Below are 25,034 nucleotides of genomic sequence, written 5' to 3' on the forward strand. Positions count from 1 at the left end.
GAGGAATGCAGAGCAGATGCTTTGGGGGCTTAGCGCCGAATGAGCGTAGAGGGCCAGCCGCCAAATATCGCGTGGGTCCTGCGCGGCAACTGCTGAAATAACGCAGTTGCCGACTTGTGCTTCAGCTCGCGTTGACGGTTCCCCGGCCGCAGCGGGAGAGACGCTACGCGCAAACCAGGCCGATCTTTGTTGGTTGCTTCAGACCGGGCGCAAAAAGAATTTCGTCGGTGTTTTACCCTTTCCGCTGGCGAGTCGTTCATGAGGTAGGGGTTGTTGATTATCGACAATCACCATTTTGTCGCTGTCCTGGCGTTCCAGCACCAGATAAATATGATCATAACCATGGTGGGCCGTCGGGCCGCAGGTAGAACCAACATCTCCAGGTTGCTGTTGTCCAACAGGAATTTTTTGCCATTTTCTTTCATCGTGAAGATAGTTGCCCAAAGCTAATGCTTGCGTAATATCGGGAACGGCAATGCCACCTTCCTGCAATAGATTAGCCAGATTTAACGCACAGCCGTCATGTGGCCAGCTCTCATGGGTCAGCTTAAAGAGCTCACTCGCGGCAATCTCCTGTACTTTTTCATAACGGGCTGGCGTTCTGGCAATATTTATCACCTCAATCATTTTATCTTTGTCGCTGAGCGGCCCGATACCTGCCGCGGAGAGCGTTTGGGACGATATTCGGGGCGAGAGGAATGTCTGAAATTCCTCTACGGCATCGCGCCGCACGTGGGAGATAACCTTAGTCGGGTCTTTTATCGTACCGCACCAGGCGGTGCTGATCCGCAATAATCGGGCACAATATTCCACGGCCAGGCCGTGGTCCGTTTTCATTTTAGTAATGAACGTTTCTGCCGTGTCTATGCCATGCTGTTTCGCAAAACCCAGCAGTGCCGATTGTCTGGTGCCAATACTGTCAAATGATACCTGGAAGGCTCCGGTCTCTTCGCTTTCAATGTGAGTCCGGGAACGATGATTTCCCGAATCGACGCCAGCATCCCAGCGCCAGTCCGATTCAAACCCCGCCTGCACGCGAAGCACTTCACACATCACTGCTTTTCGGTGTTTAAGGCTGGTGTAAGGCCCAAGCACACCTTTCATGACGGCATAGATATCATGAAGCTCATTTTCAGCAAAAACATCATCGGGTAACCCATCCAGAGTCTCCACCAGTTGTTGCAGAAACGCGATGGGCGGGCGACCATGTTGCGCGCTGACGGGATAGCGGGTCGTGATGAATATACGTTTGTTGATCGTCTCCATAATATTCTCCTTCATGGGTTTATTACTGCAGAGACGCGATTTCGTCTCTATTTATTTGAGGACAGGCTCTGAAACAAAGAAGAGAACTTATTCACCAGGTATGGTGCAAATAATGTCATCCCGGCAGACAGGAATTTAATAATCTCGCCAACGGATTCAGGACTTGATATTTTACCAGTCATGCCATAATCAAGTAATATTAAGGACCCAAAACCAATAAACATAAATAAAATGACCAGCATTCCTGTCAGTGCAATGAGTCGACTCGAGCTGGCTTTCATTACGGTTTCCAGAACAGGTTTGCCTGCCGGGTCATAAAGCGGTGTTTTGGTCACTGTATCAATACCATCTTTTGTTTCCTTAACTTCAGTGACGGCAGATAACTCCACATCTTCAGAAAGCGCATCCGCCAAAGACCACGTTTCAGGAAGAGAGCGGCGGATAACTAAAATAGAAACCAGCGTACCGCAGATGACAATAAAAAGTATGACAGGTAAGAAAATACATCTGTAATTTTCCTCACACAGATACTGCCCCTGTGCTGATGGTTCCCCGGCCAGGACTGAAGCAGAAAAAAAGAGCAGGCATATTGCATGTGCTGACCAGTATGTTTTGCGAGAAAACATAAATACACTCCTCATCAATATAACTTTCATTTATTATTGACATGTGAAGATAGCGTCATTCATATAATGACATCCGTTACACAGGATGCGATCTCGCTTCTTTTCGCCATTCCGGGGTTCCGTGCTTCGCGCCTGTTCAGAACCACACGCCGATAGCAGTGATGTCAGAATGATGAACGAAAGACGTTTCAGGTTATTTCTCATCAAATTCCACACACCAAACATAACCCGGCGCGCTAAAAACAGTAAGACGGTCAGATAAAGATAAAACATCATTCCCGCATCCCGTAAACAGACACGGATATACTGCCGGCATGAATGAAGGTAGTGAAAATCCGGTCAGCCGTATAAGCATGAGTATAATGGCGGGAATGCAACTCTCACTCATTCATATGAAGGAGTGCGTGAAATAAATCAGCCGTGAATGGCCCGGATAATGAGCAGCAATTCGGACTGATTTCGGGTATGTGTTTTCCGGTACAGCGCACTGAGATGGCTTCTGATGGTGGTGATGGATACGCCCAGATGTAGGGCGCATTCATCCGGGGTCATCCCCCTGACCAGCAGTTCTGCCACCGCATTCTCGGCGGGTTTAACATCAAACACCTCCATTAAGGCGCTGCCGCTGAGGAAAGGCTCGGGGATGATAATGCAGGCGACTCCGGGAATACGGGAGGCCGGAAGCACCAGGATCGGTTTTGCAGGGCGTCTGGTGGTGTAGCACAATCCCGCCCGGGGGGGCGCCCCGGTTCGCGTGGCCTGTTCGATGGCATGTTTCAGTTTTTTGCTGTCAGTATCCAGACTGAGTGTATCCGCGCCGGCAGACCAGACCAACCGGACGCTCGCACGCTGGTAACTTTCGGCATGGGCACTGGCGTAAAGAATTTTCCCGCTACGATCCACCAGCCAGACCGGGTAAATACCGTTATCCATAATCGCAGTTTGATACTCAATCGTGTCACGAAGTTGCTCAAATCTGGCGTGAAGCTGACTGGCGGTAATTAACGCCGGGATGAGCCGCCGAAATACGTCAAATTGTGCAGACTGCGGATAGGCGGCATCGTTGGCTGTCATCAGCGATAAATAGGTGGAATAACCGTTGACGGTACACAGCTTGACACTGGTCAGATAATTCAGGTCATTCGGGTGATGAAATTCATTGTAATAAATGCTGTTAGCAATAAATTTATCGCCTAAAAACTCCCTGTCCCTGTACATCTGCCCGACAGGCAGCCCCGTCAGTATTTTTTCAGCAGGGTCAATGGCCAGAAATACATCCCGGTAGGCCGTAAATACCTTTTCTTCAAAGAGGAAGGAATCGGTCATCAGATGTGCATTACCTTTATCATAAAAAAGTAATGCCGCGTACTGATGACCTGTCAGGAACGACAGCTTCTGCAGCGCGAGTTTCCACAGCTGGGGATCCAGCGTGGCCATCAGGATAGTTTCCAGGATCTCAAGATAAATCAGTTCCGGATCAGTGGCCATAACAACACCTGTTAATCAGTGTTTAACCTGCCTGGACGGCACATGATGCCTGCTCATTCAGCATAGACCCGGAAGATAAATCATGGCAATCCTGACAGGGAAATACAGCAACAACGCCGATCCCGTGAGTTTTACGACGTCAGGCATGGCGCAAGACTCGTGGCGATAGCATTATCTGGCGGGCATCATCTGGAAAAGCGCAAATAGCCTGCGCCAGACAGATGTTCTCGCTCAGCGGCCTATAGCCCAGCGATGGATGAGTGAATCCCTGGCGCAAGGTCAAGAACGCGTTGGCTGGAATGTGTTGGATTCGGTGCTGGTTTCGGCCATTGAATCCGCCTGACGTGCAGCCGATCGCCGGTCAGCACTCGCGGGAAGAAAAAAAAACCCGCAGAGATAGAGCGGGTCGATTCAAATTCAAATCCATTGCATGCAAGTAACATCACAATAACCGGGGGTTATTTTATGACTTGCATCACAAAAATACCCCTCCCCGTTCGGGGGGGAGCCTGAGGTCTCCTCCCCTCCTGGTCGGTCGCGCGCGATGAGAAGAAATACCGTTTACGCCTGTGGTCGTATCGAATGGAACGGAACCTCAGGACGGATCCGGAACCAGATCGCATACATCGCCGGCAAGAAGACCAGCGTCATGATGGTGCCCCCTAACGTTCCGCCAATCAGCGTATAAGCGAGGGTCCCCCAGAACACCGAATGGGTCAGGGGAATAAACGCCAGCACAGCGGCCATTGCCGTCAGGAGTACGGGTCTTGCCCGCTGTACCGTAGCTTCTATCACCGCATGGTACGGGTCGAGGCCTTGCCTCTCGTTATGATGGATTTGGCCGATAAGAATCAGCGTATTACGCATAAGGATCCCCGAAAGCGCGATCAACCCGACAAGAGCATTGATGCCAAACGGTTGATTGAAAAGCAGCAGCGCAGGAACCACGCCGATCAGCCCCAGCGGAGCGGTAAGAAACACCATCACCATGGCTGACATTGAACGTACCTGCAGAATGATGATCAGCAGCGTCAGGGCAATCATGATGGGGAACAACGGCGCCATCGCCTGAGTGGCTTTGCCCGATTCCTCAATCGAGCCCGCCATGTCGATACGGTATCCGGGCGGGAGCGAATCAATAATCGGCTGTAGCTGCTTCATGAGGGCGGCAGAAACGTCCGGCGGCTGAAGATTATCGGCAATGTCCCCCCGCACGGTAATGGTGGGCGTTCGATCGCGACGACGCAGTAGCGGGTCTTCCATTCTCACCTCCACCTCGCCGATTTGCGCCAGAGGAATGCGCTGCCCCGCCTTGCCCACCAGGGTAAGCCCCTCAATTTTCGCCGGATCCAGACGTATATCACCGGCGGCGCGCCCCGTTACCTGCACCGAGCGAATATCTTCCCGTACCGAGGTAATGGGAATACCCGATAACAGGAACTGGAGCTGTTGGGCCACGGCATTCGACGTTAAACCGGTTGCCTGCAGACGGTCCTGATCGAGGATGAAATGTAAGGCTGGTACCTTTGTCCCCCAGTCGGTATTGACGGTCCTCATCATCGGGCTTGCCTGCAGCACAGCCTTAACCTTATCGGCGATGTCGCGCAATTTATCACTATCTGGCCCCATCACCCGCCATGCCACCGGGAAAGGTGAATACGGGCCAAACACCAGTTGCGTTACGCGAACGCGCGCTTCTGGCGCCAGTCCGCTGGCGACGGCTTCCCGCAGTCGAAGTTTGAGCGCATCGCGTGATTGCTGGCTGTCCGTCAACACCACTATTTTGGCAAACGACGGGTCGGGTAGCTCGGGGGCCATCGCCAGATAAAAGCGCGGTGAGCCCTGGCCGATGTAGGCGGTAACAATTTTCGCTTCCGGCTGTTTTTGCAACCACGCCTCTATTTTGGCCGCCGCTGCGCTGGTCTGCCCAATCGAGGTGCCATAGGGCATCTGCACTTCGACCAGAACTTCCGGCCGGTCAGAGGTGGGGAAAAATTGTTTTTTCACCAGCCCCATTCCGAGAACGGCCAGAACGAAAATAGCGACGACGGAACCGGCCACTCCCCATTTGCTTGCGATAACGCGGGCCAGCATACGGCGGAAGCGGTTATAGCGCGGCGTGTTATAGATAGCGGCATGGCCGCCTTCCACTTTTACAATATCCGGCAGCATCTTCACGCCCAGATACGGTGTGAAAACAACGGCAACCAGCCACGAGGCGATCAGAGCGAGGCCGACAATCCAGAACATATTGCTGGTGTATTCTCCGGCCGTAGACTGCGCAAAACCATTTGGCATAAAGCCAATGGCTGTCACCAGCGTTCCTGCCAGCATTGGCGCGGCGGTATGGCTCCAGGCGTAGGCCGAAGCTTTAATTCTGTCGTAGCCCTCCTCCATTTTCACCACCATCATTTCGATGGCGATAATGGCATCATCGACCAGCAGGCCGAGAGCAAGAATAAGCGAGCCGAGGGTGACGCGGTCAAAGTTGATACCGGAGGCTTCCATCACCACAAAAACAATCGCCAGCGTCAGGGGGACCGCCGCCGCGACCACAACGCCCACGCGCCACCCCATGCTGACAAAACAGACCATCATAACGACCAGCAGGGCGGCGAAGAATTTGATCATGAACTCGTCGACCGACGCGCCGATATTCACCGACTGATCGGTGACTTTCGTCAGGGTCAGCCCCAGCGGCATAGCCGCATTGATTTTTGCCGCTTCGGCATCCAGCGCTTTACCTAACGCCAGACCATTCCAGCCTTCGCGCATGACAATACCGAGCAGCAGCGCTGGTTCAGACTGGTTACGAATCTGCAGCGTGGGAGGATCTTCATAGCCTCGTTCCACCGTTGCCACGTCGGATAGCTTGAGCGTTTTACCCTGAGCGATAAATGGCGTATCGCGGATCTTCTGCAATTCGTCGAAAGCGCCATCGAGGCGAATAAAGATCTGCGCGCCGCGAGTCTCGATGGAGCCCGCCGGGGTTAAGGCGTTCTGGCTGTTAAGCGCATTGAAAATATCCTGCGGAGAGAGTCCCATCGTAGCCAGACGCTCATGCGAGAAAGAGATATAAATCCGTTCAGCCTGCTCGCCGATAATATTGACTTTCTTCACGCCAGGGACGTGCAGGAGCTGCTGGCGTAATGTTTCGGCATCACGAACCAACAGGCGCTGCGGCTCCCCTTTCGCTTTCAGCGCAAAGAGCGCGAAAGTCACGTCGGCGAATTCATCATTGATCATCGGCCCGGTCACGCCAGCGGGGAGATTTTTGGCCTCATCCCCAAGCTTTTTTCGCGCCTGATAGAACTCTTCCTGCACCTGAGATGGCGGCGTGCTGTCCTGCAATGAGAGCGTGATAAATGCCATGCCGGGGCGGGTATAGGTTTCCGTACGGTCATACCATTTGAGCTCCTGCAGACGTTTTTCCAGCGGCTCGGCAACCTGATCCTGAATTTCCTGCGCGGTCGCCCCTGGCCAGACGCTGATAATGGTCATCTGTTTGACCGTAAAGGGCGGATCTTCCGCTCGCCCAAGGCCAAAAAACGAATAAATACCGGCTATCGTAATCAGAATAATCAAAAACAGCGTGATCGAGCGCTCGCGCACCGCAAGCGCTGACAGATTGAAGCGTTTTGCGCTCATGGTTTGCTCCCCGCATGGGCAGCATCGCGTGGTTCAGCAAGTCGGACAGACTCGCCTTCATGCAGAAGATGCGCCCCTAGCGCCACAATCTTCTCGCCCGGCCGCAGATCGCCAGTCACCTGCACCGCTTCCGCACCTACGCTAAGCACCTTCACCGGCTGCCAGACGACCTTTGTCGGCCGCGCGGAAATGCGCCAGATACCGGGCCCTTTGCCCGCATCGTACAGAGCAGCCAGCGGAACCTGCATCACCGGGCGCTCCCCGCTATTTTTTTGGATTTGCAGCGTCACGGTCGACCCCAGCGGGGCGTTCGCCAGCGGCCCTTCCAGCACGTACCGCGCCTCGAATGTGCGGGTCGTCGCATCGGCCGAATCCGAAAGCAGCCGCAGTCTGGCAACGACAGGCTCTGTTTCGTTGCCATAGCGCGTAGCCTGAGCTTCGCTGCCGATGGCGGGACGCAACGTCTCCGGTAGCTGCACCAGCGCCTCGCGCTGCCCCGCTCTCGCCAACCGGATCACCGCCTGTCCGGCGCTGACGACCTGACCGGGTTCGCCGAGGGTCTCCATCACCACGCCGTCGGAATCGGCCAGCAGCACGGCATAGCCCGTCGCGTTTTGCGCCACGTTTGCCTGAGCCTGGGCGGCGCTGAGCTCCGCTTTAGCCGAATCGGCCGCCGCTTTAATCTGGTCATACTCTGACGCGGATACGGCGCCAGAGGCAACGAGGCCACGATAGCGCGCCTCATCACTGATTGCTTTTCTTGCGCGTGCCCTGGCGGCATCAACGGCCTGTTGCTGCGCCAGCGCCTGCAGCTTCAGGTCAACAGGGTCCAGTCGCATCAATGGCTGACCACGTTTAACGCTCTGGCCAGTATCCACAAAACGTTCGAGGATCTTACCCTGCACCCTGAAACCAAGATCGCTTTGCGTTCGTGCTACCACCACGCCGGTAAAGCTCCGGGAAGTGGTGTTCGCGAGTTCAACGGACCCGGCTCTGACGAGCGGCGGCCGCGTGCGCGGATCGTCATTAGCGGAATTGTCGCCGCAGGCCCCCAGGATGAACGGCAGGAGGCAGACGGCAAGGCGGGCTGAATTAAGCCTGAGCATGGGAACCTTATTGCATTAGCAGAATGGTATCCGCATTCTCAGACTAGTGACCAATAAAGTCAATGGTCACAAATCAGGGGGCCAGGCTTCTTAAAATCAGTGAAGAAAGCAGTACCGCTGCTTTGGGAGCCGCTTCGAGATTAAACTGCAGCTGGACGGGGTTAACGAAAGGACACATCACCAGATATACCGCGTGCGTGGCTTCATCCAGCGGCGTTTTTCTTTCAAACTCCCCGTTCTTCCTGCCTTCAAGCAGAATGCCCTCAATCAGCTTCATCAGATGTTCTGTATACTTTTCCGTCGCAGGCCACCGGTCCCGTGCGGCTACGGCGGCAATGTCGTAAAGCTTACGATCGTGGAAAAACAGCTCGCTCCCCGCTTCGGTGAGCGCCCCGAAGAGACGACGGAGTTTCTCGCTGGCTGACGGCGCATCGGCTATTGCCGAATGCACGGCCTCCATGATCAACGACAGACGGTTAGCGCAGATCACCTCGCCGATAGCCTGTTTAGAATCAAAAAATTTATAGATGTAAGATTTTGAAAAACCTATAGATTTAGCAAGCTCTGCCACGGTGGTTTTTTCGTAGCCGTAGTGGCCGAAATGCTCAAAAGCAGCTTCGACAATTTGCTCTCGGACGCTGTGATCAAGTGGACCACGTGATGATGGGACGTTCATATTCTTAGTCATTTTTTCAGCTTAGCGTGATAGCCATTGATTGAAATTTGTGACCACATTGGAATTTAGTCACCTTTCCGGCTAGTTTCAAGGTCGCGCAATGTTATCCTCGCCGGCGACGCTACCTGCGCAGCGCATCTGTTCGCTGCGGGATATGCTGGCGGATCGGTTCGAATGCTCCAGTACCGAAATTGTACCAGACAAATACCTTTGCCAATAAAAGTGCCGAATCCCTATATGAAAGCTTATCTCAATGACAGAAGTGAATGCCCCCGCAGGAATGGTCTCTGCTTTTCATCAATGCGAGCAAGCAGTAAGGCGATGCGTTGCAATCTATCCATAACAGATAAGTTCCCTGGGAGGGGTTATTCCGGGCCAGGCAAGATAGTCACTATCGCTGAGCAGGATGCTCTACTTTTGGCGCCTGATAGCAGACTGGATGAACGGGTGATGCCGGGAAACGGCGAATAGACAACGGCCCGGAACTCAGTTCGCGGCCCCGGCGCAGCAGGGTCAAGAGCGTGGCGTCCTGAGCGCCTCACAATGGAGGCGATGTTACTGATGGGGAAACGACCCCAAAGCAAAAAGGGGTTACCTTTCGGTAACCCCTTTTTTTATTTGGCGGAAGCGTAGAGATTCGAACTCTAGAACCCTTTCGGGTCGCCGGTTTTCAAGACCGGTGCCTTCAACCGCTCGGCCACGCTTCCAGAATGACGCGCACTATAAACACCTCTTAGCGCCATGTAAAGCAGGAATTTATCGAACGCGGAGGTTTCTCTCGCAATGGCGCAAAAAACGAGCAATGCGCTAACATCGTTATTTACAACGGCGCCCATAGAGAAGGTTCGCCGATATGAAAAGGGTCAACGCCTTAGCTATTTTGGCGTTTATTTTATTGCTCCCCTCTGAAGCATCGGCTCAATATCCTGCATTTGCGGCATTCACCCCACCGTCGAAAGAATATGTGGTGCAAAGCGATCTGAGTGAAGTCACTAACTTACCCAACGTGCCTGCACAGGGTGGCCGGGGGATCTGTTACGCCGCCTCTGCGGCAGTCATGCTTACTGCAGAAAACGGCCTCAAATTACCTGAGGATTGTACTCGCTATACGCCAGACAAGATTTTTTCACCTTACGGGCTGGTAAAACCTTTTGGTGAAGAGGATTCAGGAAGTCATGAGCCTCTTGCAGATGAAGGCGGGAGTGCAATAAATGCCTTAAATTATGCCGCATATGTCGCGTTCGGTAACCCATCACTGGAGTGCTCGTCAAAAGATAAAACGATGCCTGATTTCGCCGATAACGATGATGGTGGTATTCGGGAATATACAATGTGGAATCAGGTTTATAATATTTACGAAAACCTCACAAACACAGTTCAAAAAATAAACTTTAATTGTCAGGCATGCATTGAGAATTTTTTTCATACTCACAAAACAGCATTCTCAACCTTAAAGAAAATATTTCCCAATATAAAACAGGAGTCGGTCAGTTTTCTCAGGCTCATGCGGGAACCTACTTATCGCGACTTCGTGGTTAAACTTACCGTGCCGATGAAATGCCAGCGGAAATCCGTGCATAGAGGTTCTGAAGGTTATAAACAGCTGGGGAGAATCCTGGCAAAAAGAAGTCAATGATGGCTGGGTGCAAGCAAAGCCTCTGCTGGATAGCACACGTTACGCTGAATCTATGATGGGCTGGCGCAGTGACAAGACCAGGCCCTGACAGCAAGATTCCGCAGTGTAGACAAAAAAAAATCCCGCGATATTTCTATCGCGGGATTTTTTTGTATCTGGCGGAAGCGTAGAGATTCGAACTCTAGAACCCTTTCGGGTCGCCGGTTTTCAAGACCGGTGCCTTCAACCACTCGGCCACACTTCCGTAATGAGGCGCACTATAAACAGCTACTTGCGTCGTGTAAAGCCAGCAACCGTTCACTTGCTTCAAAAATAACCAAAATGCTGTTAATCGGTTGAATCAACAACAGATTGACCGTTTTTTCAGCACAAAATCTTACCCCTGAGCGTTAGTGCTTTTTGATGTACATATCTTTGGTGAAGTAGTATCCCAGCTTATCCGGCGTAAATCCCCCCACCCACGGTTTTACCAGGTGGGTACGAACATAGTGATAAACCGGAACCGCCGGCACATCTTTCGCCAGCAGATCCTCTGCCTGCTGGTAGTACTTACCGCGCGTCACCCCATCTGACGCTTTGGCGGCGTTCTTTAAGGCTTCATCATAGGCAGGATTGCTGTACTGGCTGGTATTCTCACTGTCGCCGGTGCGGAAGTTATTCAGGAAAGTGGCGGCATCGTCATAATCGGCAATCCACGCATAGCGCACCGCGTCAAAATTGTGCGTGTGCATGGTGTCGAGCATCGTCTTCCACTCCTGGTTTTGCAGCTTCGCCTCCACGCCGAGATTTTTCTTCCACATCGAACTGGCGGCAATCGCCACGCGCTGGTGTGATTCCGATGTGTTGTACAGCAGATTAAACACCAGCGGGTGATTATCTGAGTATCCCGCTTCGCTCAGCAGTTTTTTGGCTTCGGCAATGCGTTTCTCGCGCGGCCAGCTGGCGTATTCCGGATTTTGCAGTTTTACGCCGCCGATATCAGGCTGGCTAATCAGCCAGGCCGGGCGTTGTCCCTGCCCCAGTACTTTTTCCGCAATGATGTCTTTATCCAGCGCCATGTTCAGCGCCAGCCGGACACGCGGATCGTTAAATGGCGGCCTGGTGGTGTTGAACTCGTAATAATAGGTCGCCAGCTGCGGCGACACATTCAGCTGATCGCCCATGGTCTTTTTAAGCTGCGCGAACTGGTTAATCGGTACCGTATAAACAATATCGATTTCACCCGCTTTATAACGGTTAACGTCCGCCGCTTCTGAATGAATCGGCAGCCAGGTCACTTTATTGATTACCGTATGCTCATTGTCCCAATAACGCGGGTTACGTTCGGCCACGATGCGCTCGTTAACGACCCACGCAGACAGCTTATACGGACCGCTGGTCACGATATGCTCCGGTTTGGTCCACTGTTCGCCAAAGCGGTTTACCAGCACTTTATCAATCGGAACCAGCGAAGGGTGCGCCAGCATCGCTAAAAACGCCGCGTTCGGCTGGGTTAATGTAACTTCCAGCGTCGCATCATCCACCGCCTTCACCCCCAGCGTCTCCGGCGCTTTTTTCCCTTCGGCAATCTCCTTCGCGTTCACAATATGCATATTGCCCGGGTAGCTGGAATAAGGTGATGCCGTCAGAGGAGAGACCAGTCGCTGCCAGCTCCAGACAATATCCTGAGCGGTAATGGCGGTCCCGTCCGACCAGGTAATGCCCGGACGTAAATGGAAGGTCCAGACGGTGTTCTCTTTATTTTCCCACTTTTCCGCCAGCCGCGGCTGTATTTCACCAGCCGGTGAGACGCTGACCAGCCCTTCGAAAAGATCGCTGATAATATTAAACTCAACGTCACTCTCGACCTTATGCGGATCCAGTGATGCCGGCTCGCTGCCGTTATTTCTTACCAGTTCCTGCTTCTCTGCCAGCACCGTCCCGGGGGGAACCTGAGCGGCAAATACCGTGGCCGTCGTGCAGAGTAAACCGAGAGCCAGCACTGCTTGCGTGATGTGATTGTATTTTTGTGATTTCATATCCCTTGCCTTTATTACGCTTCGTTTGTACCCTCTCCACACTTAGCCACAGAACGGCAATAACGCAATATTTTTCAGTAACCTATCAGATTCCGATCTGGTTCCTGAAGCCAAACACACAAACTCACCACCTTTCCATTATTTATTAGCATAATATGCTGCGTGATTGCCTCGGGGGTCTAAGTAAAGATGGGTAAAAGCACTATGGCTTCCGTCGTGGTTTTTTTATGCTTCATTATTAATTACATCTGTCATAAGAGAGTGACTCATGGATCGTATTATTACGTCGTCGCGTGACCGTTCATCGCTGCTCAGTACGCATAAAGTTCTGCGGAACACCTATTTCCTCCTCAGTCTGACGCTGGCATTTTCCGCCATTACGGCAACGGCCAGCACGGTGCTGATGCTGCCTTCTCCAGGGCTGATTCTGACGCTGGTGGGTATGTATGGTCTGATGTTCCTGACCTATAAACTGGCCAATAAGCCGACAGGTATTCTGGCGGCCTTCGCTTTCACCGGCTTCCTGGGTTATATCCTTGGGCCAATGCTCAACGCCTATCTGTCTGCGGGCATGGGTGACCTGATTGGTCTGGCGCTGGGCGGTACCGCTCTGGTGTTCTTCTGCTGCTCGGCCTATGTGTTGACCACCCGTAAAGACATGTCCTTCCTCGGCGGAATGCTGATGGCAGGCGTAGTGGTGGTGCTGATCGGTATGGTTGCTAACATCTTCCTGCAGCTGCCGGCTCTGCACCTGGCCATCAGCGCGGTGTTTATCCTGATTTCTTCAGGCGCAATCCTGTTTGAAACCAGCAATATCATCCGCGGCGGTGAGACCAACTATATCCGCGCTACCGTCAGCCTGTACGTGTCGCTGTACAACATCTTCGTCAGCCTGCTGAGCATCCTTGGCTTCGCAAGCCGGGACTAACCTCTGCCGACGCCGTACTCAGGCCCCGCTTATGCGGGGCCTTATTTTTTGCTACACTGCGGCCAGTCTGAACGGTATGTGAAGAATTATGTTTATCTTTGAAGGCAACGAAATTGAGACCGATAGCGAAGGCTATCTGAAAGAGACGACACAGTGGAACGAAGCCATGGCGGAAGTTATCGCCGGGCAGGAGGGCATTACGCTTTCCGTTGAACACTGGGAAGTGGTGCGTTTTGTGCGCGAATTTTATCTGGAATTCAACACATCGCCCGCCATTCGCATGTTAGTAAAGGCGATGGCGAATAAGTTTGGCGAAGAGAAAGGCAACAGCCGCTATCTCTATCGCCTGTTCCCGAAAGGACCGGCTAAACAGGCCACCAAAATTGCCGGCCTGCCTAAACCGGTGAAATGCATCTAATAGAGGATGGCAAATTTTTGCCACTCTCTGGTGGGTTGATGAGGCTCAGTATTGACCCTGTCAACCCGCGCACTGCGCGGCCCACCGGCGTTTAGCCAGGCGATAAGTGCCGCAACCTGGTCTTCTTCCCCGCAGGCCAGCACCTCCACGCTGCCATCATCAAGATTACGTGCATAGCCCGTCAGCCCAAGGCGTAGCGCCTCCCGCTGCGTCGAGTAGCGAAACCCCACGCCCTGAACCGAGCCATATACCCATGCCATTGTGCAGATTGTCGCCATCGTTACACTCCTTTTTTGGCCTGCCCTGAAGCACAGAATAGCAAATTCTCGTCAGCGCACATGCTTCGGCAACAGGCCATAGTGTTGACGAAAACGCGCGGTAAAGCGTGACCCGGACTGATAGCCGCTGTTGAGTGCGATCTCACCTATAGGCAGCGACGTTGACTGCAGCTGGCCTAAGGCGTACGCCATACGAACCTCTTCAACGATCAGGCGAAAACTTTGCGATTCCTGCTGTAAACGGCGGCGCAGCGTCGACTCCCCCAGAAACAACAACCTGGCCACCCGAGGAACGCTCCACGCTTCCGCCGGCGACAGCATGATAATTTGCCGTACCTGGCCGGTCAGATCCTGCTGTCTTTCGTTTAATAGCGGTCCGGCATATCCCGCCTGCTGCAATGCCAGCAGCAGCCCCATCGCCTGATGATGCTGCAGCTCCGTCGAGAGTCCCCCTCTCACCGCTTGCAACACGTTCTGCCACATAAACGACAGCTCCGGGGTCATCGGCGCGCATAGTGATGTCAGCCGGCCGGGCGGCGGCTCGCTCATGTAACGGGCTTTAAAATCCGCGAGCAGGTCTGCGGTCAACGAGAGCAGGTCGGAACAAAATAGCCCATTGTCCGGCTGATTAATGACCTCAAGCTCAAGGTCGGCGGGCAAAATAATCAGCTGCTGCGGGGTGACCTGCATCTGACTGGCCCCCTGCACGATGATTTTACTTCCACGATTGACCCGACACAGCGCAGGCGAAAAAAGCCTGACGCGGTGCAGTTTATATAATCGCCGGGAGGTGATTTCTGCCGCCGATAACGCGTTATGCTGAAAGTGAATATTCCGCATTTGAGCTCTCTGTCTGTCGTTTAGCGTCCTGACATGGCCGTCAGCCGGGCGCTGGCGATAGCATGGCTGCGCAGCATAAAGCCCACCAACGCGCCGCTGGCCTGTGCATCAATCGGTAAAGTCGGCGTATTCAGCGCCCATACCGTAAAGTGGTAATGATGAGGCTTATCCCCAGGCGGAGGACACGCTCCGCCAAAGCCCGCATAGCCGAAGTCATTTCGCCCCTGCACGGCACCTGCAGGCAGTTTAGCGTTGTTTTTATCTCCGGCACCAGTCGCCAGGCTGGAAACCGTCGACGGTATGTTCACAACCGTCCAGTGCCACCACCCGCTTCCGCTGGGGGCATCCGGGTCGTAGGCGGTCACCGCAAAACTGCGGGTGCCCGTCGGCGCATGTTCCCAGACCAGCTGGGGCGAGACATTCCCCCCGCGACAGCCAAAACCATTAAACTGTTGGGATGCCGCCAGGCTATCCCCTTCGCGCATGTCGCTGCTGGTGACGCGAAATGGCGCCGCTGCCGCGCTGGTACTGATAACCGCAATTAAGATTGCCGCTAACCGGGATCCTGTTTTCATCGTATTTTCCTCCGTTGGGTGAGGAATCACTGTAAGATCGCGGGAAGGTTTTTATTGTGCCAAAGCGCCTGCGTTTTGTGCCGAAACGCTCACCTGTCGGCGCGGGTGGAATGATGCTTGCGCCGGTCACTTGTGCTAACCTACGCGCCATTTTTCGGTGCCGACATTCCCGTTGCTTAAAGGTAGCTCCATGACAGATTCCATTTTCCCCCGCTTAGTGTTAACCAAAGGACGCGAGAAATCCCTGCTGCGTCGCCATCCGTGGATTTTCTCCGGCGCCGTCGCCCGGATGGAAGGTAAAGCTCGCTCCGGTGAGACCATCGATATCGTTGATTCGCAAGGGAAATGGCTGGCCCGCGGCGCGTATTCGCCCTCTTCGCAGATCCGCGCTCGCGTCTGGAGCTTCGATCGCAATGAAGCTATCGATAACGCCTTTTTCGAGCGTCGCCTGCAGCAGGCGCAGACCTGGCGCGAATGGCTGGCGGCTCGCGATGGCCTTGACAGCTATCGTCTGATCGCCGGCGAATCCGACGGTCTGCCGGGCGTGACCATCGATCGCTTTGGTCACTTCTTCGTCCTGCAGCTGCTGAGCGCCGGTGCTGAATACCAGCGTGCCGCCATCGTCAGCGCGTTGCAAACGCTGTTCCCGAACTGCTCTATCTACGATCGCAGCGACGTCGCGGTGCGTAAAAAAGAGGGGCTGGAGCTGGCGCAAGGTCCGGTTGTCGGCGAACTGCCGCCGGCCCTGCTGCCGATTACCGAGCACGGTATGCAGCTGCTGGTCGACATTCAGGGCGGCCACAAAACCGGTTACTACCTCGACCAGCGCGATAGCCGTCTGGCGACCCGCCGCTATGTCGCCGACAAGCGCGTTCTTAACTGTTTCTCCTATACCGGTGGTTTCGCTGTTTCCGCCCTGATGGGCGGCTGCCGCCAGGTTATTAGCGTCGATACCTCCCAGGAGGCGCTGGACGTTGCGAAACAAAACGTAGAGCTGAACAAGCTGGATCTTTCCAGAGCGGAATTTGTTCGCGACGACGTCTTTAAACTGCTGCGTAAATATCGCGATCAGGGGGAGACGTTTGACGTTATCGTCATGGATCCGCCGAAGTTCGTCGAGAATAAAAACCAGCTGATGGGCGCCTGCCGTGGTTATAAAGATATCAATATGTTGGCGATTCAGCTCTTGAATCCCGGCGGCATCCTGCTGACCTTCTCCTGCTCGGGTCTGATGGCGACCGATTTATTTCAGAAAATCATTGCCGATGCCGCAATTGATGCCGGACGTGATGTACAATTTATAGAACAGTTCCGTCAGGCTGCCGATCACCCGGTGATTGCAACCTACCCGGAAGGGCTGTATCTGAAAGGGTTTGCCTGTCGCATCATGTAACTTGAAAAGCGGAACATTGCCCGCATATAGCAGGTAATAACGTTTCCCAGGAGGTGCCTATGATTGCCAGCAAATTCGGTATCGGCCAGCAGGTTCGCCATACGCTATTAGGCTACCTCGGCGTGGTTGTTGATATCGATCCGGTATACTCGCTCGCCGAACCGGAAGAGGATGAAATTGCAGCCAATGACGAACTGCGCGCCTCGCCCTGGTATCATGTGGTAATGGAAGATGAGGACGGCCAGCCGATCCACACTTATCTTGCGGAAGCGCAGCTGAGCGGTGAAGCCAGCGATGAACATCCGGAACAGCCGTCGATGGACGAGCTGGCCAGAACGATTCGCCGACAGCTGCAGGCCCCGCGGCTACGTAACTGATGTAAAAAAACCCCGCTATTGCGGGGTTTTTTATTTACTTCGCCAGACCTAAGCGCGGTATTTCAATCGCCGGGCAGCGATCCATCACCACATTCAGCCCAGCCTCGCGCGCCAGTACCGCCGCCTGTTCGTTAATCACTCCCAGCTGCAGCCACAGCGTTTTCGCACCAATTGCGATGGCCTCCTGAGCAACGGCCAGCGCCGCATCGGAGTTGCGGAAGACATCGACCATATCCACTTTTTCCGGTACATCGCCAAGGGTGGCGTAACCTTTCTGCCCCATCAGCGTGGTACCAGCAACTTTCGGCGAAACGGGGATAACGTGATAGCCCTGTTCAAGAAGGTATTTCATCACCCGATAACTTGGGCGATCCGGTTTGTCACTCGCCCCCACCAGCGCAATCGTCTGGGTTGAGGTGAGAATGCCTGCGATATCGTTCTCTTTCATTTTATCCTCCACTCTTTAGCCCAAGTGTATGCTAATCCGACTGAACGAGCCATTCATCCTAACTTACGGATGCGTCAAAAATTTTCACCCGGACACTTGCAGCAGCAGTCACTTCCAGTAATCTGTCTGCAGGTCAAAATGTGGAATGAAAATATGGAACTGACGACACGTACGTTACCCGCACGCAAACATATCGCGCTGGTTGCTCACGATCACTGTAAAGATATGCTGATGAAATGGGTTGCGCGCCACCAGCCGCTGCTGGCCCAGCACGAACTCTATGCAACCGGCACCACCGGTAACCTTATCTCCCGCGCAACCGGGCTGGAGGTTAACGCGATGCTGAGCGGACCGATGGGTGGCGATCAGCAGGTCGGCGCGCTGATCTCGGAAGGTAAAATCGATGTGCTGATTTTCTTCTGGGATCCGCTCAACGCCGTGCCGCACGACCCGGACGTCAAGGCACTGCTGCGCCTGGCTACGGTGTGGAACATCCCTGTAGCCACCAATGCCTCAACGGCCGACTTTATTATTCTGTCGCCGAATTTCGCCGAACCTCTCGATATTCTGATCCCGGATTATCAACGTTACCTCGCCGACCGTCTGAAGTAATCCCGGCCGGCGGCCCGCCCGCCGGCACTTACGGTTTTCTCGCCACCGGCACATCCAGATCTTCTAACATTTCGACAAACGGCGAAGGCCGCGCTTTGTTGAACAACAGCCAGACGCGAAGCCGCGCACGCGTAATAGCGACATAGAGCAAGCGCCGCTCTTCCGCATCCGGAAAATCCTCCGGCTGCGGCAGTAGCGCCTGCTCCATAATGGATTCGCGCGCCGGGGCCGGAAACGCATCGTCCCCCTCCTGCAGCCCCAACACAATGACATAATCCGCCTGCTGGCCTTTACTGGCATGAATGGTCATAAAATCGAGCTGCAGATGCGGCCAGCGCGTCGCCGCTTTTTCCAGCGCCTCGGGTTTCAAATGATGATAGCGCGCCAGCAATAAAATCCGCTGGTCCGGTTTCGCATAGCCGCTGAGTTTATCGAGGAGATCGTCGAGCTTATCGTCCGCCAGCAGCGTCACGGCTTTCTTGTCTCCGGTCGTCAGGCTGTTCAATGGTTTACTCAACTGATGCGGGTTTTGTTGTATAAAACCGTTCGCCACCTCCCCAATACGCCCGTTAAACCGGTAGGTGGTATCCAGCGCACAGCAATCGCCTTCGCCAAAATAGTGATTGAATGCGGTGGTCAAAGAGAGTTGAGCCCCGCTGAAGCGATAGATAGCCTGCCAGTCATCGCCAACGGCAAATAACGTCGCCTGCGTGTTCTGCCGACGCAGCGCAGCAAGCAAGGCGGCGCGCTGCGGCGAGATATCCTGAAACTCGTCGACCAGAATATGTTTCCACGGGCTGACGAAGCGCCCTTTATCCAGAATATTAATCGCCTGATGTATCAGCCCGGAAAAATCGACCGCGCCTTCGTCTTTCAGCGCCGTTTTCCACGCTTTTAACAGCGGCGCCATCAGCTTAACGCGCTTGCCGAACAGGTCGCGCACCTCTTCCGGCGCGCCGGCGATCATCTCCGCCTGCGATCCCCCGTGCATGCGCATCAGGCTAACCCAGCGATCGAGGCGACTGGCCATTCGCCGCTGGATTTTTTTATCCTGCCAGAATTCGCCGTCCGGCACCTGCCAGCCCATCTCTTCCTCCAGCCACTGCCGCCACCCCTTGGCCTGCGCTTTTTTCTCCTGGCACTGCTGGCGCCAGTTTTTCAGCAGCAAGGTCTGGCGGGCCGTGCTGTCGCTCTCCAGCTTGCTGATGGTCGGCACTTTTTTGCTGCCCTGCTGAATAATATGTAATGCCAGAGAGTGAAAGGTACGAGCCGCGATCTCTTCTGAACCCAGACGTTCACGAATACGCTCATCCATTTCCTGCGCCGCCTGGCGGCCAAATGCCAGCAGCAGAATCTGATCGGCGGCGGCTTCTCCCCGCGTTAATAACCACCCGGCTCGCGCCACCAGCACGGAGGTTTTGCCGCTTCCGGCCCCGGCAAGCACCAACAAAGCGCGCTCGCCGTTGACCACCGCCCGCGCCTGCGCGGGATTCAGCGGAGAAGTTTCGACGCTGGCAAAAAATCCGTGATACTGCTCGAGCATCGATTCGGTAAAAGCCTGATTATGAGCCAGCCGGGCCTCTTCGGTATCAGCCAGCCAGCTTTGGCACTGCCGCCACAGCTCACGACAGTTCTCGAAAGCGTCAAGACGGCTGGTCGGCATCGGCAGACCGGTCAACGCACGACGAATCTTCACCTGAATATCAGTAACCTGCTGACGGGTTAGCCACTTGCCTTCGGCGCTGGCGCGGGCAACCTCCTCCAGCTGCTGCTGGAGAACACCGGCGGCAATACCGCTCATTTCCGCGCTCCACTGCTGCCAGAGGGTATTCAGATGATGATAAAAACGCTGCGTTTCATTCCACTCGGTGCCGTGTAAACGCACGACTTTGCTGTCCGGTAAAACGAACTCCAGTTCGCCCCAGACCAGGCCGCGCTTACATTGAACTGACAATAACTGATTGAAAGGGATAAGATACTCATGGTTATCACCCGAGACTTTTACTCCCGCGTTAAGCAGTTGCACCCGGTCGTAGGGATGCTGTGCCATACGTTTGCCCAATGTTGTCGCTTTAAGTTCCATATCATGCCGAATTTCAATCAGGTTGGATGTTTTTAAGTTTAACCGCCAGCGACCAGGTGCTCCAGCGTAAAAAACGTTACAATGGTCAGGTCTTATTATCTCCAGGACTGAACTGAGGGTTTATGCGTACCATTCTGAATATTTTGAACTTTATCCTTGGCGGTTTCGCCACCACGCTGGGCTGGCTGCTGGCAACCCTGGTCAGCATCATCCTGATCTTCACCTTGCCATTAACCCGCTCATGCTGGGAAATTACCCGACTCTCCCTGCTGCCTTACGGGAATGAAGCCATTCATGTCGATGAACTTGAACCGCAAGGCAAAAATAGCCTGCTGAATGCCGGTGGTACGATTCTGAATATTTTGTGGTTTATCTTTTTTGGCTGGTGGCTGTGCCTGATGCATATTTTCAGCGGTATCGCCCAATGCCTGACCATCATTGGCATCCCGGTCGGTATTGCTAATTTTAAAATTGCCGCCATTGCATTATGGCCGGTGGGACGTAGAGTGGTTTCCGTCGAAACGGCTCGTGCCGCGCGTGAAGCAAATGCGCGTCGTCGCTTTCAGTAACCGGACGGAACACGACCATGCTTAGCCCCTTGCTACGCCGTTATACATGGAACAGTGCCTGGCTGTATAACGCCAGGATTTTTATCGCACTCTGCGGCACAACCGCCGTTCCATGGTGGCTTGGCGAAGTCAAACTGACCATTCCCCTGACGCTGGGCGTGGTGGCCGCGGCATTGACCGACCTCGACGATCGTCTGGCCGGCCGGTTGCGCAATCTGGCCATCACGCTGGTGTGTTTTTTTATTGCTTCCGCCTCGGTGGAGCTACTGTTCCCCTGGCCCTGGCTGTTTGCGCTTGGGTTAACCGTATCGACCACCGGATTTATTTTGCTCGGCGGTCTGGGACAGCGTTATGCCACTATCGCATTTGGCGCCTTGCTGATCGCCATTTATACCATGCTGGGCGTAACGCTCTACGATCGCTGGTATCTGCAGCCGTGCTTTCTGCTGACCGGTGCGGTCTGGTACAACCTGCTGACCCTCTGCGGACACCTGATTTTCCCGATTCGCCCCCTGCAGGATAATCTTGCGCGCAGCTATGAACAGCTGGCGCATTACCTTGAGCTCAAATCCCGTCTGTTTGACCCGGATATTGAGGATGAGAGCCAGGCGCCGCTGTATGATTTAGCCATTGCCAATGGTCAACTGGTGACGACGCTCAATCAGACCAAGGCCTCTCTGCTGACGCGTCTGCGCGGCGACCGTGGCCAGCGCGGCACCCGCCGCACGTTACAATACTACTTTGTTGCTCAGGATATTCACGAGCGCGCCAGTTCATCACACATTCAGTACCAAACGCTACGCGATCATTTTCGCTATAGCGATGTAATGTTCCGCTTCCAGCGCATGCTGTCGATGCAGGCGCAGGCATGCCAGAAATTATCCCGCGCGATTCTTTTACGCGAACCTTACCAGCACGATGCCCATTTCGAGCGGGCATTTATGCACCTTGATGCCGCCCTCGACCGCGTACACGCCAGCGGCGCTCCGGCTGAACAGATGAAAGCGCTGGGCTTTCTGCTTAACAATCTCCGTGCGATCGATGCTCAGCTGGCAACAATTGAATCGGCGCAAACCAGTGCCCCGGCAAACAGCGCGACCGAAAACCTGCTCGCGGACGATGGACTTAACAGTTTCAGCGATATTTGGCTGCGGCTGCGCCGCAACATGTCGCCAGAATCGGCGCTGTTCCGTCATGCGGTCAGGATGTCACTGGTCCTCTGTACCGGCTATGCATTTATCCAGTTCACCGGCTTAGACCACGGATACTGGATACTCCTGACCAGCCTGTTTGTCTGCCAGCCGAACTATAACGCCACCCGTCATCGGCTCGCGCTGAGGATTATCGGTACCCTGGTTGGGGTGGCCATAGGCCTGCCGATATTACTGCTCGTGCCATCTGTTGAAGGCCAGCTGCTGCTCATTGTCCTGACCGGCGTGCTGTTTTTTGCTTTTCGCAACGTACAGTATGCCCACGCGACAATGTTCATCACCCTGCTGGTTCTGCTGTGTTTTAACCTGCTAGGTGAAGGTTTCGAGGTCGCGCTACCACGTATTTTCGACACGCTGATTGGCTGTGCGATCGCCTGGGCGGCCGTGAGCTTTATCTGGCCAGACTGGAAGTTCCGCAATTTGCCGCGGGTGCTGGACCAGGCTATCAACGCCAACTGCCGATACCTCGATGCCATTCTCGAGCAATATCACCAGGGACGCGATAACCGCCTGGCCTATCGCGTTGCCCGCCGCGATGCCCATAGCCGGGATGGCGAACTGGCATCTGTGGTATCAAACCTGTCGACGGAACCGCGGGCAAACTCAGCCATGCGCGAAACGGCATTCCGTTTACTTTGCCTGAACCATACCTTTACCAGCTATATTTCCGCACTCGGCGCGCACCGGGAAAAACTCACGACGGCGGAAATTCTCGCCCTGCTTGATGATGCCGTCTGCTACGTGGATGATGCGCTGCACCACACGCCTGCCGACGAGCAGCGGGTGCAGCAGGCGCTTAATAGTCTGCAGACCCGGATCCAACATCTTGAGCCCCGGGCTGACAGCAAAGAGCCGCTGGTGCTTCAGCAAATTGGTCTGCTGCTGGCGCTGTTACCGGAAATCTGCAGGTTGCAAAAACAGGTTGCGGTTCAACCCGAGTAAGCATCGATACTCTTGTGCTGGCTGTCGGCCCAAACCTTAAGCTCCTGACGCCGCTGCGTCGGGAGCGCTGCGGAATGCACGCCGGCAATCGCGCCTTCCAGCGCATAGAGAACATTCAGGGTGAGGGCTTTATTTGACTCGCGCAATTTCAGCCAGACTTTCTCTGCCCCAAACTGACGGAGCATGTTTTCATCGCTCACGCCCGCGTTAATCAACAGCAGCTCCATGTGAAAACTGATGTTCGGGAGATCTTTTAATCTTCCGGACGCGCGCTGTCGGTGCTTTTCATTACGTGCACTTTGTAATGAGGACGCCGATAGATTGAAAAGCGTTTTGCTATCCCCCCAGAGAGTCTCGTCAACCTGATAATATTTCAGTAATACCGGGCGACCATTTTTCCGCATCGTCAAAAGAGGGGTAGCATGCACAACGCGATATTCCGCGCTCTGCTCACAAATTTTAAGATAGATTTCGCCCTCGGCAACCATGGCAAAAACGGTATCGTCTATGGCAAGGCTATAGCCCCCAAAGAGCGGGCGACAGCTTATTTTGCCGAGTGGAGATAAACATTCCTGGAGTTGATGGAACCGTAAAGATGAAATTTTCTTCATGATTATTCCTTTGTTAATCATGTAAATAGAATATTATTTGTGAACGGATCCGTTAATATAGAAAGTAAGTGACTTCGTATATTGCAGCAAGATGATTTTTACACTGTTCAACATTTAATCATCATTTTGCGAGGTGCTTTCAGAAAACTGTCTGCCGGGAATACCCGATATATAAGGAATAAATACGCAAGCCCCGCGCACTGAAATACAAGTGAATAGTTTGGCGAGCAGGGTGAAAAATTTGAGAGATATGAATATAGCGATGGACCAGACGATCTGGTCTCTGCCATAACCATTGCCGAGAAGTATCGATCTCTCCACTCTCCCCACCAGGAAGGTCTGGCGCGGAAGCGACAAAAATAATGTACAATTTTCAACCAATGAAGTGATAAATGAGGTTGATCTTTTCCCCTGCTGGATATACTGTATATTCATACAGTAACCCACAGGCGGGATAGACTATGTTTACTTCAGCTTACGCAAATCGTTCATCACTGACTTCTGCTTCAGTACGTCGCCCTTCACATGACGTCGTCGAACAACCGGCCAGCGGGCTGATCAGTGAAATTGTCTACCGTGAAGATCAACCTATGATGACGCAATTACTCCTGCTACCTTTATTACAGCAGCTTGGCCAGCAGTCTCGCTGGCAGCTCTGGCTCACGCCGAAGCAGAAATTGAGTCGCGAATGGGTTCAGTCTTCCGGATTACCGCTGTCGAAGGTTATGCAGATTAATCAGCTCTCCCCTTTCAACACCGTCGATTCGATGATCCGCGCGCTGCGCACAGGGAATTACAGTGTGGTGATTGGCTGGCTGACAGATGAACTGACGGCAGAAGAGCACGAACGTCTGGTCATCGCCGCACAAGAAGGACATGCAATGGGGTTTATCATGCGGCCGGTTGGAAATACGAACCCGGCTGGGAGACAACTCAGCGGGCTAAAAATTCACTCGAATTTGTACCATTAAGCCAAATTAGGATTAATCCTAGAATTTTTTTTGCTTACAACAATACCATTTTCTGAACAGGGTGATTTGTACCGGAATGCCTGTCTGATGCGGTTTCGCGGCTTTATTTGGCGAACAAAAATTAACCATATTTGTTAAATCTTGTGTACACAACCCTTTTTTTTCATATGCCTGACGGAGTTCACACTTGTAAGTTTCGAACTAAGTTGTAGACTTTACATCGCCAGGGGTGATCGGCTTACGCTGCATGTATCAGCATAGTTAACAACAAGTCACGCCCCGGGTGAAGGATTTAACCGTGAGGTCTTTTGTAA

Annotated in this window: 23 protein-coding genes, 2 tRNA genes and 1 pseudogene; 9 read left to right on the plus strand and 17 right to left on the minus strand. The window is 53.7% G+C overall.

The features are described from left to right. Positions 1-198 precede the first annotated feature (198 nt). The 8 genes and pseudogenes from AC236I_RS16000 to AC236I_RS16035 form a co-directional block, all read right to left on the minus strand. Positions 199-1,266, minus strand: coding sequence for a hypothetical protein (locus tag AC236I_RS16000; protein WP_015584701.1), 1,068 nt, complete (start codon positions 1,264-1,266; stop codon positions 199-201). A gap of 47 nt (positions 1,267-1,313) precedes the next feature. After that, complete coding sequence (locus tag AC236I_RS16005; RefSeq protein ID WP_004860277.1) at positions 1,314-1,892, minus strand: hypothetical protein; 579 nt, start codon at positions 1,890-1,892, stop codon at positions 1,314-1,316. Positions 1,893-2,306: 414 nt separating this feature from the next. Next, positions 2,307-3,218 (minus strand): helix-turn-helix transcriptional regulator, encoded by a 912-nt coding sequence (locus AC236I_RS16010; RefSeq protein WP_369974016.1) that lies wholly within the window; start codon positions 3,216-3,218, stop codon positions 2,307-2,309. A 48-nt stretch (positions 3,219-3,266) separates the two neighbouring features. Further along, positions 3,267-3,380, minus strand: a pseudogene (locus AC236I_RS16015) (helix-turn-helix transcriptional regulator); the annotation flags it as partial. A 561-nt stretch (positions 3,381-3,941) separates the two neighbouring features. Next, complete coding sequence (locus AC236I_RS16020) at positions 3,942-7,028, minus strand: efflux RND transporter permease subunit (RefSeq protein WP_032717642.1); 3,087 nt, start codon at positions 7,026-7,028, stop codon at positions 3,942-3,944. Continuing rightward, positions 7,025-8,134, minus strand: coding sequence for an efflux RND transporter periplasmic adaptor subunit (locus AC236I_RS16025; protein ID WP_015584704.1), 1,110 nt, complete (start codon positions 8,132-8,134; stop codon positions 7,025-7,027). The genes AC236I_RS16020 and AC236I_RS16025 overlap by 4 nt, the downstream gene beginning before the upstream one ends. Before the next feature lie 73 nt (positions 8,135-8,207). Continuing rightward, positions 8,208-8,822, minus strand: a complete 615-nt coding sequence (locus tag AC236I_RS16030; protein ID WP_004860265.1) for a TetR/AcrR family transcriptional regulator — start codon at positions 8,820-8,822, stop codon at positions 8,208-8,210. Between the two features lie 607 nt (positions 8,823-9,429). Then, a tRNA-Ser gene (locus AC236I_RS16035) sits at positions 9,430-9,517 on the minus strand. Positions 9,518-9,663: 146 nt separating this feature from the next. Here AC236I_RS16035 and AC236I_RS16040 point away from each other — a divergent pair. Next, positions 9,664-10,446, plus strand: coding sequence for a hypothetical protein (locus tag AC236I_RS16040; RefSeq protein ID WP_004860193.1), 783 nt, complete (start codon positions 9,664-9,666; stop codon positions 10,444-10,446). A gap of 156 nt (positions 10,447-10,602) precedes the next feature. Here AC236I_RS16040 and AC236I_RS16045 read toward each other — a convergent pair. After that, positions 10,603-10,690: transfer RNA gene (locus AC236I_RS16045), tRNA-Ser, on the minus strand. Between the two features lie 145 nt (positions 10,691-10,835). Further along, a complete protein-coding gene (locus tag AC236I_RS16050) occupies positions 10,836-12,464 on the minus strand; it encodes an ABC transporter substrate-binding protein (RefSeq protein WP_118842509.1) in 1,629 nt (542 codons plus the stop codon). A 268-nt stretch (positions 12,465-12,732) separates the two neighbouring features. On the opposite strand from AC236I_RS16050, the gene yccA reads away from it, so the two are divergent. Both yccA and tusE read left to right on the plus strand, forming a co-directional pair. Further along, entirely contained in the window at positions 12,733-13,392 is a 660-nt protein-coding gene (gene yccA, locus AC236I_RS16055; RefSeq protein ID WP_004860189.1) for an FtsH protease modulator YccA, read from the plus strand. Positions 13,393-13,480: 88 nt separating this feature from the next. Continuing rightward, positions 13,481-13,810, plus strand: a complete 330-nt coding sequence (gene tusE / locus AC236I_RS16060; RefSeq protein WP_004860187.1) for a sulfurtransferase TusE — start codon at positions 13,481-13,483, stop codon at positions 13,808-13,810. Here the strand turns inward: tusE and yccX are convergent. Genes yccX through AC236I_RS16075 form a run of 3 tightly spaced genes read right to left on the minus strand, consistent with a single transcriptional unit; the run spans position 13,807 to position 15,503 of the window. Next, on the minus strand, positions 13,807-14,088 hold the full coding sequence (gene yccX / locus AC236I_RS16065) for an acylphosphatase (RefSeq protein ID WP_015584708.1): 282 nt from the start codon (positions 14,086-14,088) through the stop codon (positions 13,807-13,809). The genes tusE and yccX overlap by 4 nt on opposite strands. Before the next feature lie 51 nt (positions 14,089-14,139). Next, a complete protein-coding gene (locus AC236I_RS16070; protein ID WP_044349121.1) occupies positions 14,140-14,928 on the minus strand; it encodes a helix-turn-helix transcriptional regulator in 789 nt (262 codons plus the stop codon). Between the two features lie 20 nt (positions 14,929-14,948). Next, positions 14,949-15,503 (minus strand): kinase inhibitor, encoded by a 555-nt coding sequence (locus tag AC236I_RS16075; RefSeq protein WP_044349120.1) that lies wholly within the window; start codon positions 15,501-15,503, stop codon positions 14,949-14,951. A 190-nt stretch (positions 15,504-15,693) separates the two neighbouring features. On the opposite strand from AC236I_RS16075, the gene rlmI reads away from it, so the two are divergent. Both rlmI and hspQ read left to right on the plus strand, forming a co-directional pair. Continuing rightward, positions 15,694-16,896 (plus strand): 23S rRNA (cytosine(1962)-C(5))-methyltransferase RlmI, encoded by a 1,203-nt coding sequence (gene rlmI, locus AC236I_RS16080; protein ID WP_044349118.1) that lies wholly within the window; start codon positions 15,694-15,696, stop codon positions 16,894-16,896. A 59-nt stretch (positions 16,897-16,955) separates the two neighbouring features. Next, positions 16,956-17,273, plus strand: coding sequence for a heat shock protein HspQ (gene hspQ, locus AC236I_RS16085; RefSeq protein WP_004860177.1), 318 nt, complete (start codon positions 16,956-16,958; stop codon positions 17,271-17,273). A 34-nt stretch (positions 17,274-17,307) separates the two neighbouring features. Here hspQ and AC236I_RS16090 read toward each other — a convergent pair whose 3' ends face one another. Continuing rightward, complete coding sequence (locus AC236I_RS16090; protein WP_004860175.1) at positions 17,308-17,721, minus strand: CoA-binding protein; 414 nt, start codon at positions 17,719-17,721, stop codon at positions 17,308-17,310. Between the two features lie 153 nt (positions 17,722-17,874). Here AC236I_RS16090 and mgsA point away from each other — a divergent pair, with 153 nt between their 5' ends. Next, positions 17,875-18,333: a methylglyoxal synthase gene (gene mgsA, locus AC236I_RS16095; RefSeq protein ID WP_015584710.1), complete on the plus strand. Its 459-nt coding sequence runs from the start codon at positions 17,875-17,877 to the stop codon at positions 18,331-18,333. A gap of 28 nt (positions 18,334-18,361) precedes the next feature. On the opposite strand, the gene helD is transcribed toward mgsA, so the two are convergent. Next, complete coding sequence (gene helD / locus AC236I_RS16100) at positions 18,362-20,416, minus strand: DNA helicase IV (protein ID WP_032717632.1); 2,055 nt, start codon at positions 20,414-20,416, stop codon at positions 18,362-18,364. Positions 20,417-20,538: 122 nt separating this feature from the next. Here helD and AC236I_RS16105 point away from each other — a divergent pair, with 122 nt between their 5' ends. Next, entirely contained in the window at positions 20,539-20,985 is a 447-nt protein-coding gene (locus AC236I_RS16105) for a YccF domain-containing protein (RefSeq protein WP_004860167.1), read from the plus strand. Between the two features lie 17 nt (positions 20,986-21,002). Next, positions 21,003-23,138: a YccS family putative transporter gene (yccS, locus tag AC236I_RS16110; protein ID WP_004860163.1), complete on the plus strand. Its 2,136-nt coding sequence runs from the start codon at positions 21,003-21,005 to the stop codon at positions 23,136-23,138. On the opposite strand, the gene AC236I_RS16115 is transcribed toward yccS, so the two are convergent. Further along, positions 23,126-23,749, minus strand: coding sequence for a TfoX/Sxy family DNA transformation protein (locus tag AC236I_RS16115; RefSeq protein WP_004860161.1), 624 nt, complete (start codon positions 23,747-23,749; stop codon positions 23,126-23,128). The two genes, yccS and AC236I_RS16115, sit on opposite strands and share 13 nt — an antisense overlap. A gap of 114 nt (positions 23,750-23,863) precedes the next feature. Next, positions 23,864-24,184 carry a hypothetical protein gene (locus tag AC236I_RS16120; protein ID WP_128620917.1) on the minus strand — a complete coding sequence of 107 codons (321 nt, stop codon included), beginning with the start codon at positions 24,182-24,184 and terminating at the stop codon, positions 23,864-23,866. A gap of 26 nt (positions 24,185-24,210) precedes the next feature. On the opposite strand from AC236I_RS16120, the gene sulA reads away from it, so the two are divergent. Next, a complete protein-coding gene (sulA, locus tag AC236I_RS16125; RefSeq protein ID WP_004860159.1) occupies positions 24,211-24,720 on the plus strand; it encodes an SOS-induced cell division inhibitor SulA in 510 nt (169 codons plus the stop codon). Positions 24,721-25,034: the final 314 nt, after the last annotated feature.

The sequence above is a fragment of the Klebsiella sp. Sb-30 genome (assembly GCF_057652795.1).

What these genes read in the sequence shown, in the direction of transcription:
- AC236I_RS16000 (WP_015584701.1), bottom strand. Translation starts at nt 1,266, where the DNA reads ATGGAGACGATCAACAAACGTATATTCATCACGACCCGCTATCCCGTC.
- AC236I_RS16005 (WP_004860277.1), bottom strand. Translation starts at nt 1,892, where the DNA reads ATGTTTTCTCGCAAAACATACTGGTCAGCACATGCAATATGCCTGCTC.
- AC236I_RS16010 (WP_369974016.1), bottom strand. Translation starts at nt 3,218, where the DNA reads ATGACCGATTCCTTCCTCTTTGAAGAAAAGGTATTTACGGCCTACCGG.
- AC236I_RS16020 (WP_032717642.1), bottom strand. Translation starts at nt 7,028, where the DNA reads ATGAGCGCAAAACGCTTCAATCTGTCAGCGCTTGCGGTGCGCGAGCGC.
- AC236I_RS16025 (WP_015584704.1), bottom strand. Translation starts at nt 8,134, where the DNA reads ATGCTCAGGCTTAATTCAGCCCGCCTTGCCGTCTGCCTCCTGCCGTTC.
- AC236I_RS16030 (WP_004860265.1), bottom strand. Translation starts at nt 8,822, where the DNA reads ATGACTAAGAATATGAACGTCCCATCATCACGTGGTCCACTTGATCAC.
- AC236I_RS16040 (WP_004860193.1), top strand. Translation starts at nt 9,664, where the DNA reads ATGAAAAGGGTCAACGCCTTAGCTATTTTGGCGTTTATTTTATTGCTC.
- AC236I_RS16050 (WP_118842509.1), bottom strand. Translation starts at nt 12,464, where the DNA reads ATGAAATCACAAAAATACAATCACATCACGCAAGCAGTGCTGGCTCTC.
- yccA (WP_004860189.1), top strand. Translation starts at nt 12,733, where the DNA reads ATGGATCGTATTATTACGTCGTCGCGTGACCGTTCATCGCTGCTCAGT.
- tusE (WP_004860187.1), top strand. Translation starts at nt 13,481, where the DNA reads ATGTTTATCTTTGAAGGCAACGAAATTGAGACCGATAGCGAAGGCTAT.
- yccX (WP_015584708.1), bottom strand. Translation starts at nt 14,088, where the DNA reads ATGGCGACAATCTGCACAATGGCATGGGTATATGGCTCGGTTCAGGGC.
- AC236I_RS16070 (WP_044349121.1), bottom strand. Translation starts at nt 14,928, where the DNA reads ATGCGGAATATTCACTTTCAGCATAACGCGTTATCGGCGGCAGAAATC.
- AC236I_RS16075 (WP_044349120.1), bottom strand. Translation starts at nt 15,503, where the DNA reads ATGAAAACAGGATCCCGGTTAGCGGCAATCTTAATTGCGGTTATCAGT.
- rlmI (WP_044349118.1), top strand. Translation starts at nt 15,694, where the DNA reads ATGACAGATTCCATTTTCCCCCGCTTAGTGTTAACCAAAGGACGCGAG.
- hspQ (WP_004860177.1), top strand. Translation starts at nt 16,956, where the DNA reads ATGATTGCCAGCAAATTCGGTATCGGCCAGCAGGTTCGCCATACGCTA.
- AC236I_RS16090 (WP_004860175.1), bottom strand. Translation starts at nt 17,721, where the DNA reads ATGAAAGAGAACGATATCGCAGGCATTCTCACCTCAACCCAGACGATT.
- mgsA (WP_015584710.1), top strand. Translation starts at nt 17,875, where the DNA reads ATGGAACTGACGACACGTACGTTACCCGCACGCAAACATATCGCGCTG.
- helD (WP_032717632.1), bottom strand. Translation starts at nt 20,416, where the DNA reads ATGGAACTTAAAGCGACAACATTGGGCAAACGTATGGCACAGCATCCC.
- AC236I_RS16105 (WP_004860167.1), top strand. Translation starts at nt 20,539, where the DNA reads ATGCGTACCATTCTGAATATTTTGAACTTTATCCTTGGCGGTTTCGCC.
- yccS (WP_004860163.1), top strand. Translation starts at nt 21,003, where the DNA reads ATGCTTAGCCCCTTGCTACGCCGTTATACATGGAACAGTGCCTGGCTG.
- AC236I_RS16115 (WP_004860161.1), bottom strand. Translation starts at nt 23,749, where the DNA reads ATGAAGAAAATTTCATCTTTACGGTTCCATCAACTCCAGGAATGTTTA.
- AC236I_RS16120 (WP_128620917.1), bottom strand. Translation starts at nt 24,184, where the DNA reads ATGAATATACAGTATATCCAGCAGGGGAAAAGATCAACCTCATTTATC.
- sulA (WP_004860159.1), top strand. Translation starts at nt 24,211, where the DNA reads ATGTTTACTTCAGCTTACGCAAATCGTTCATCACTGACTTCTGCTTCA.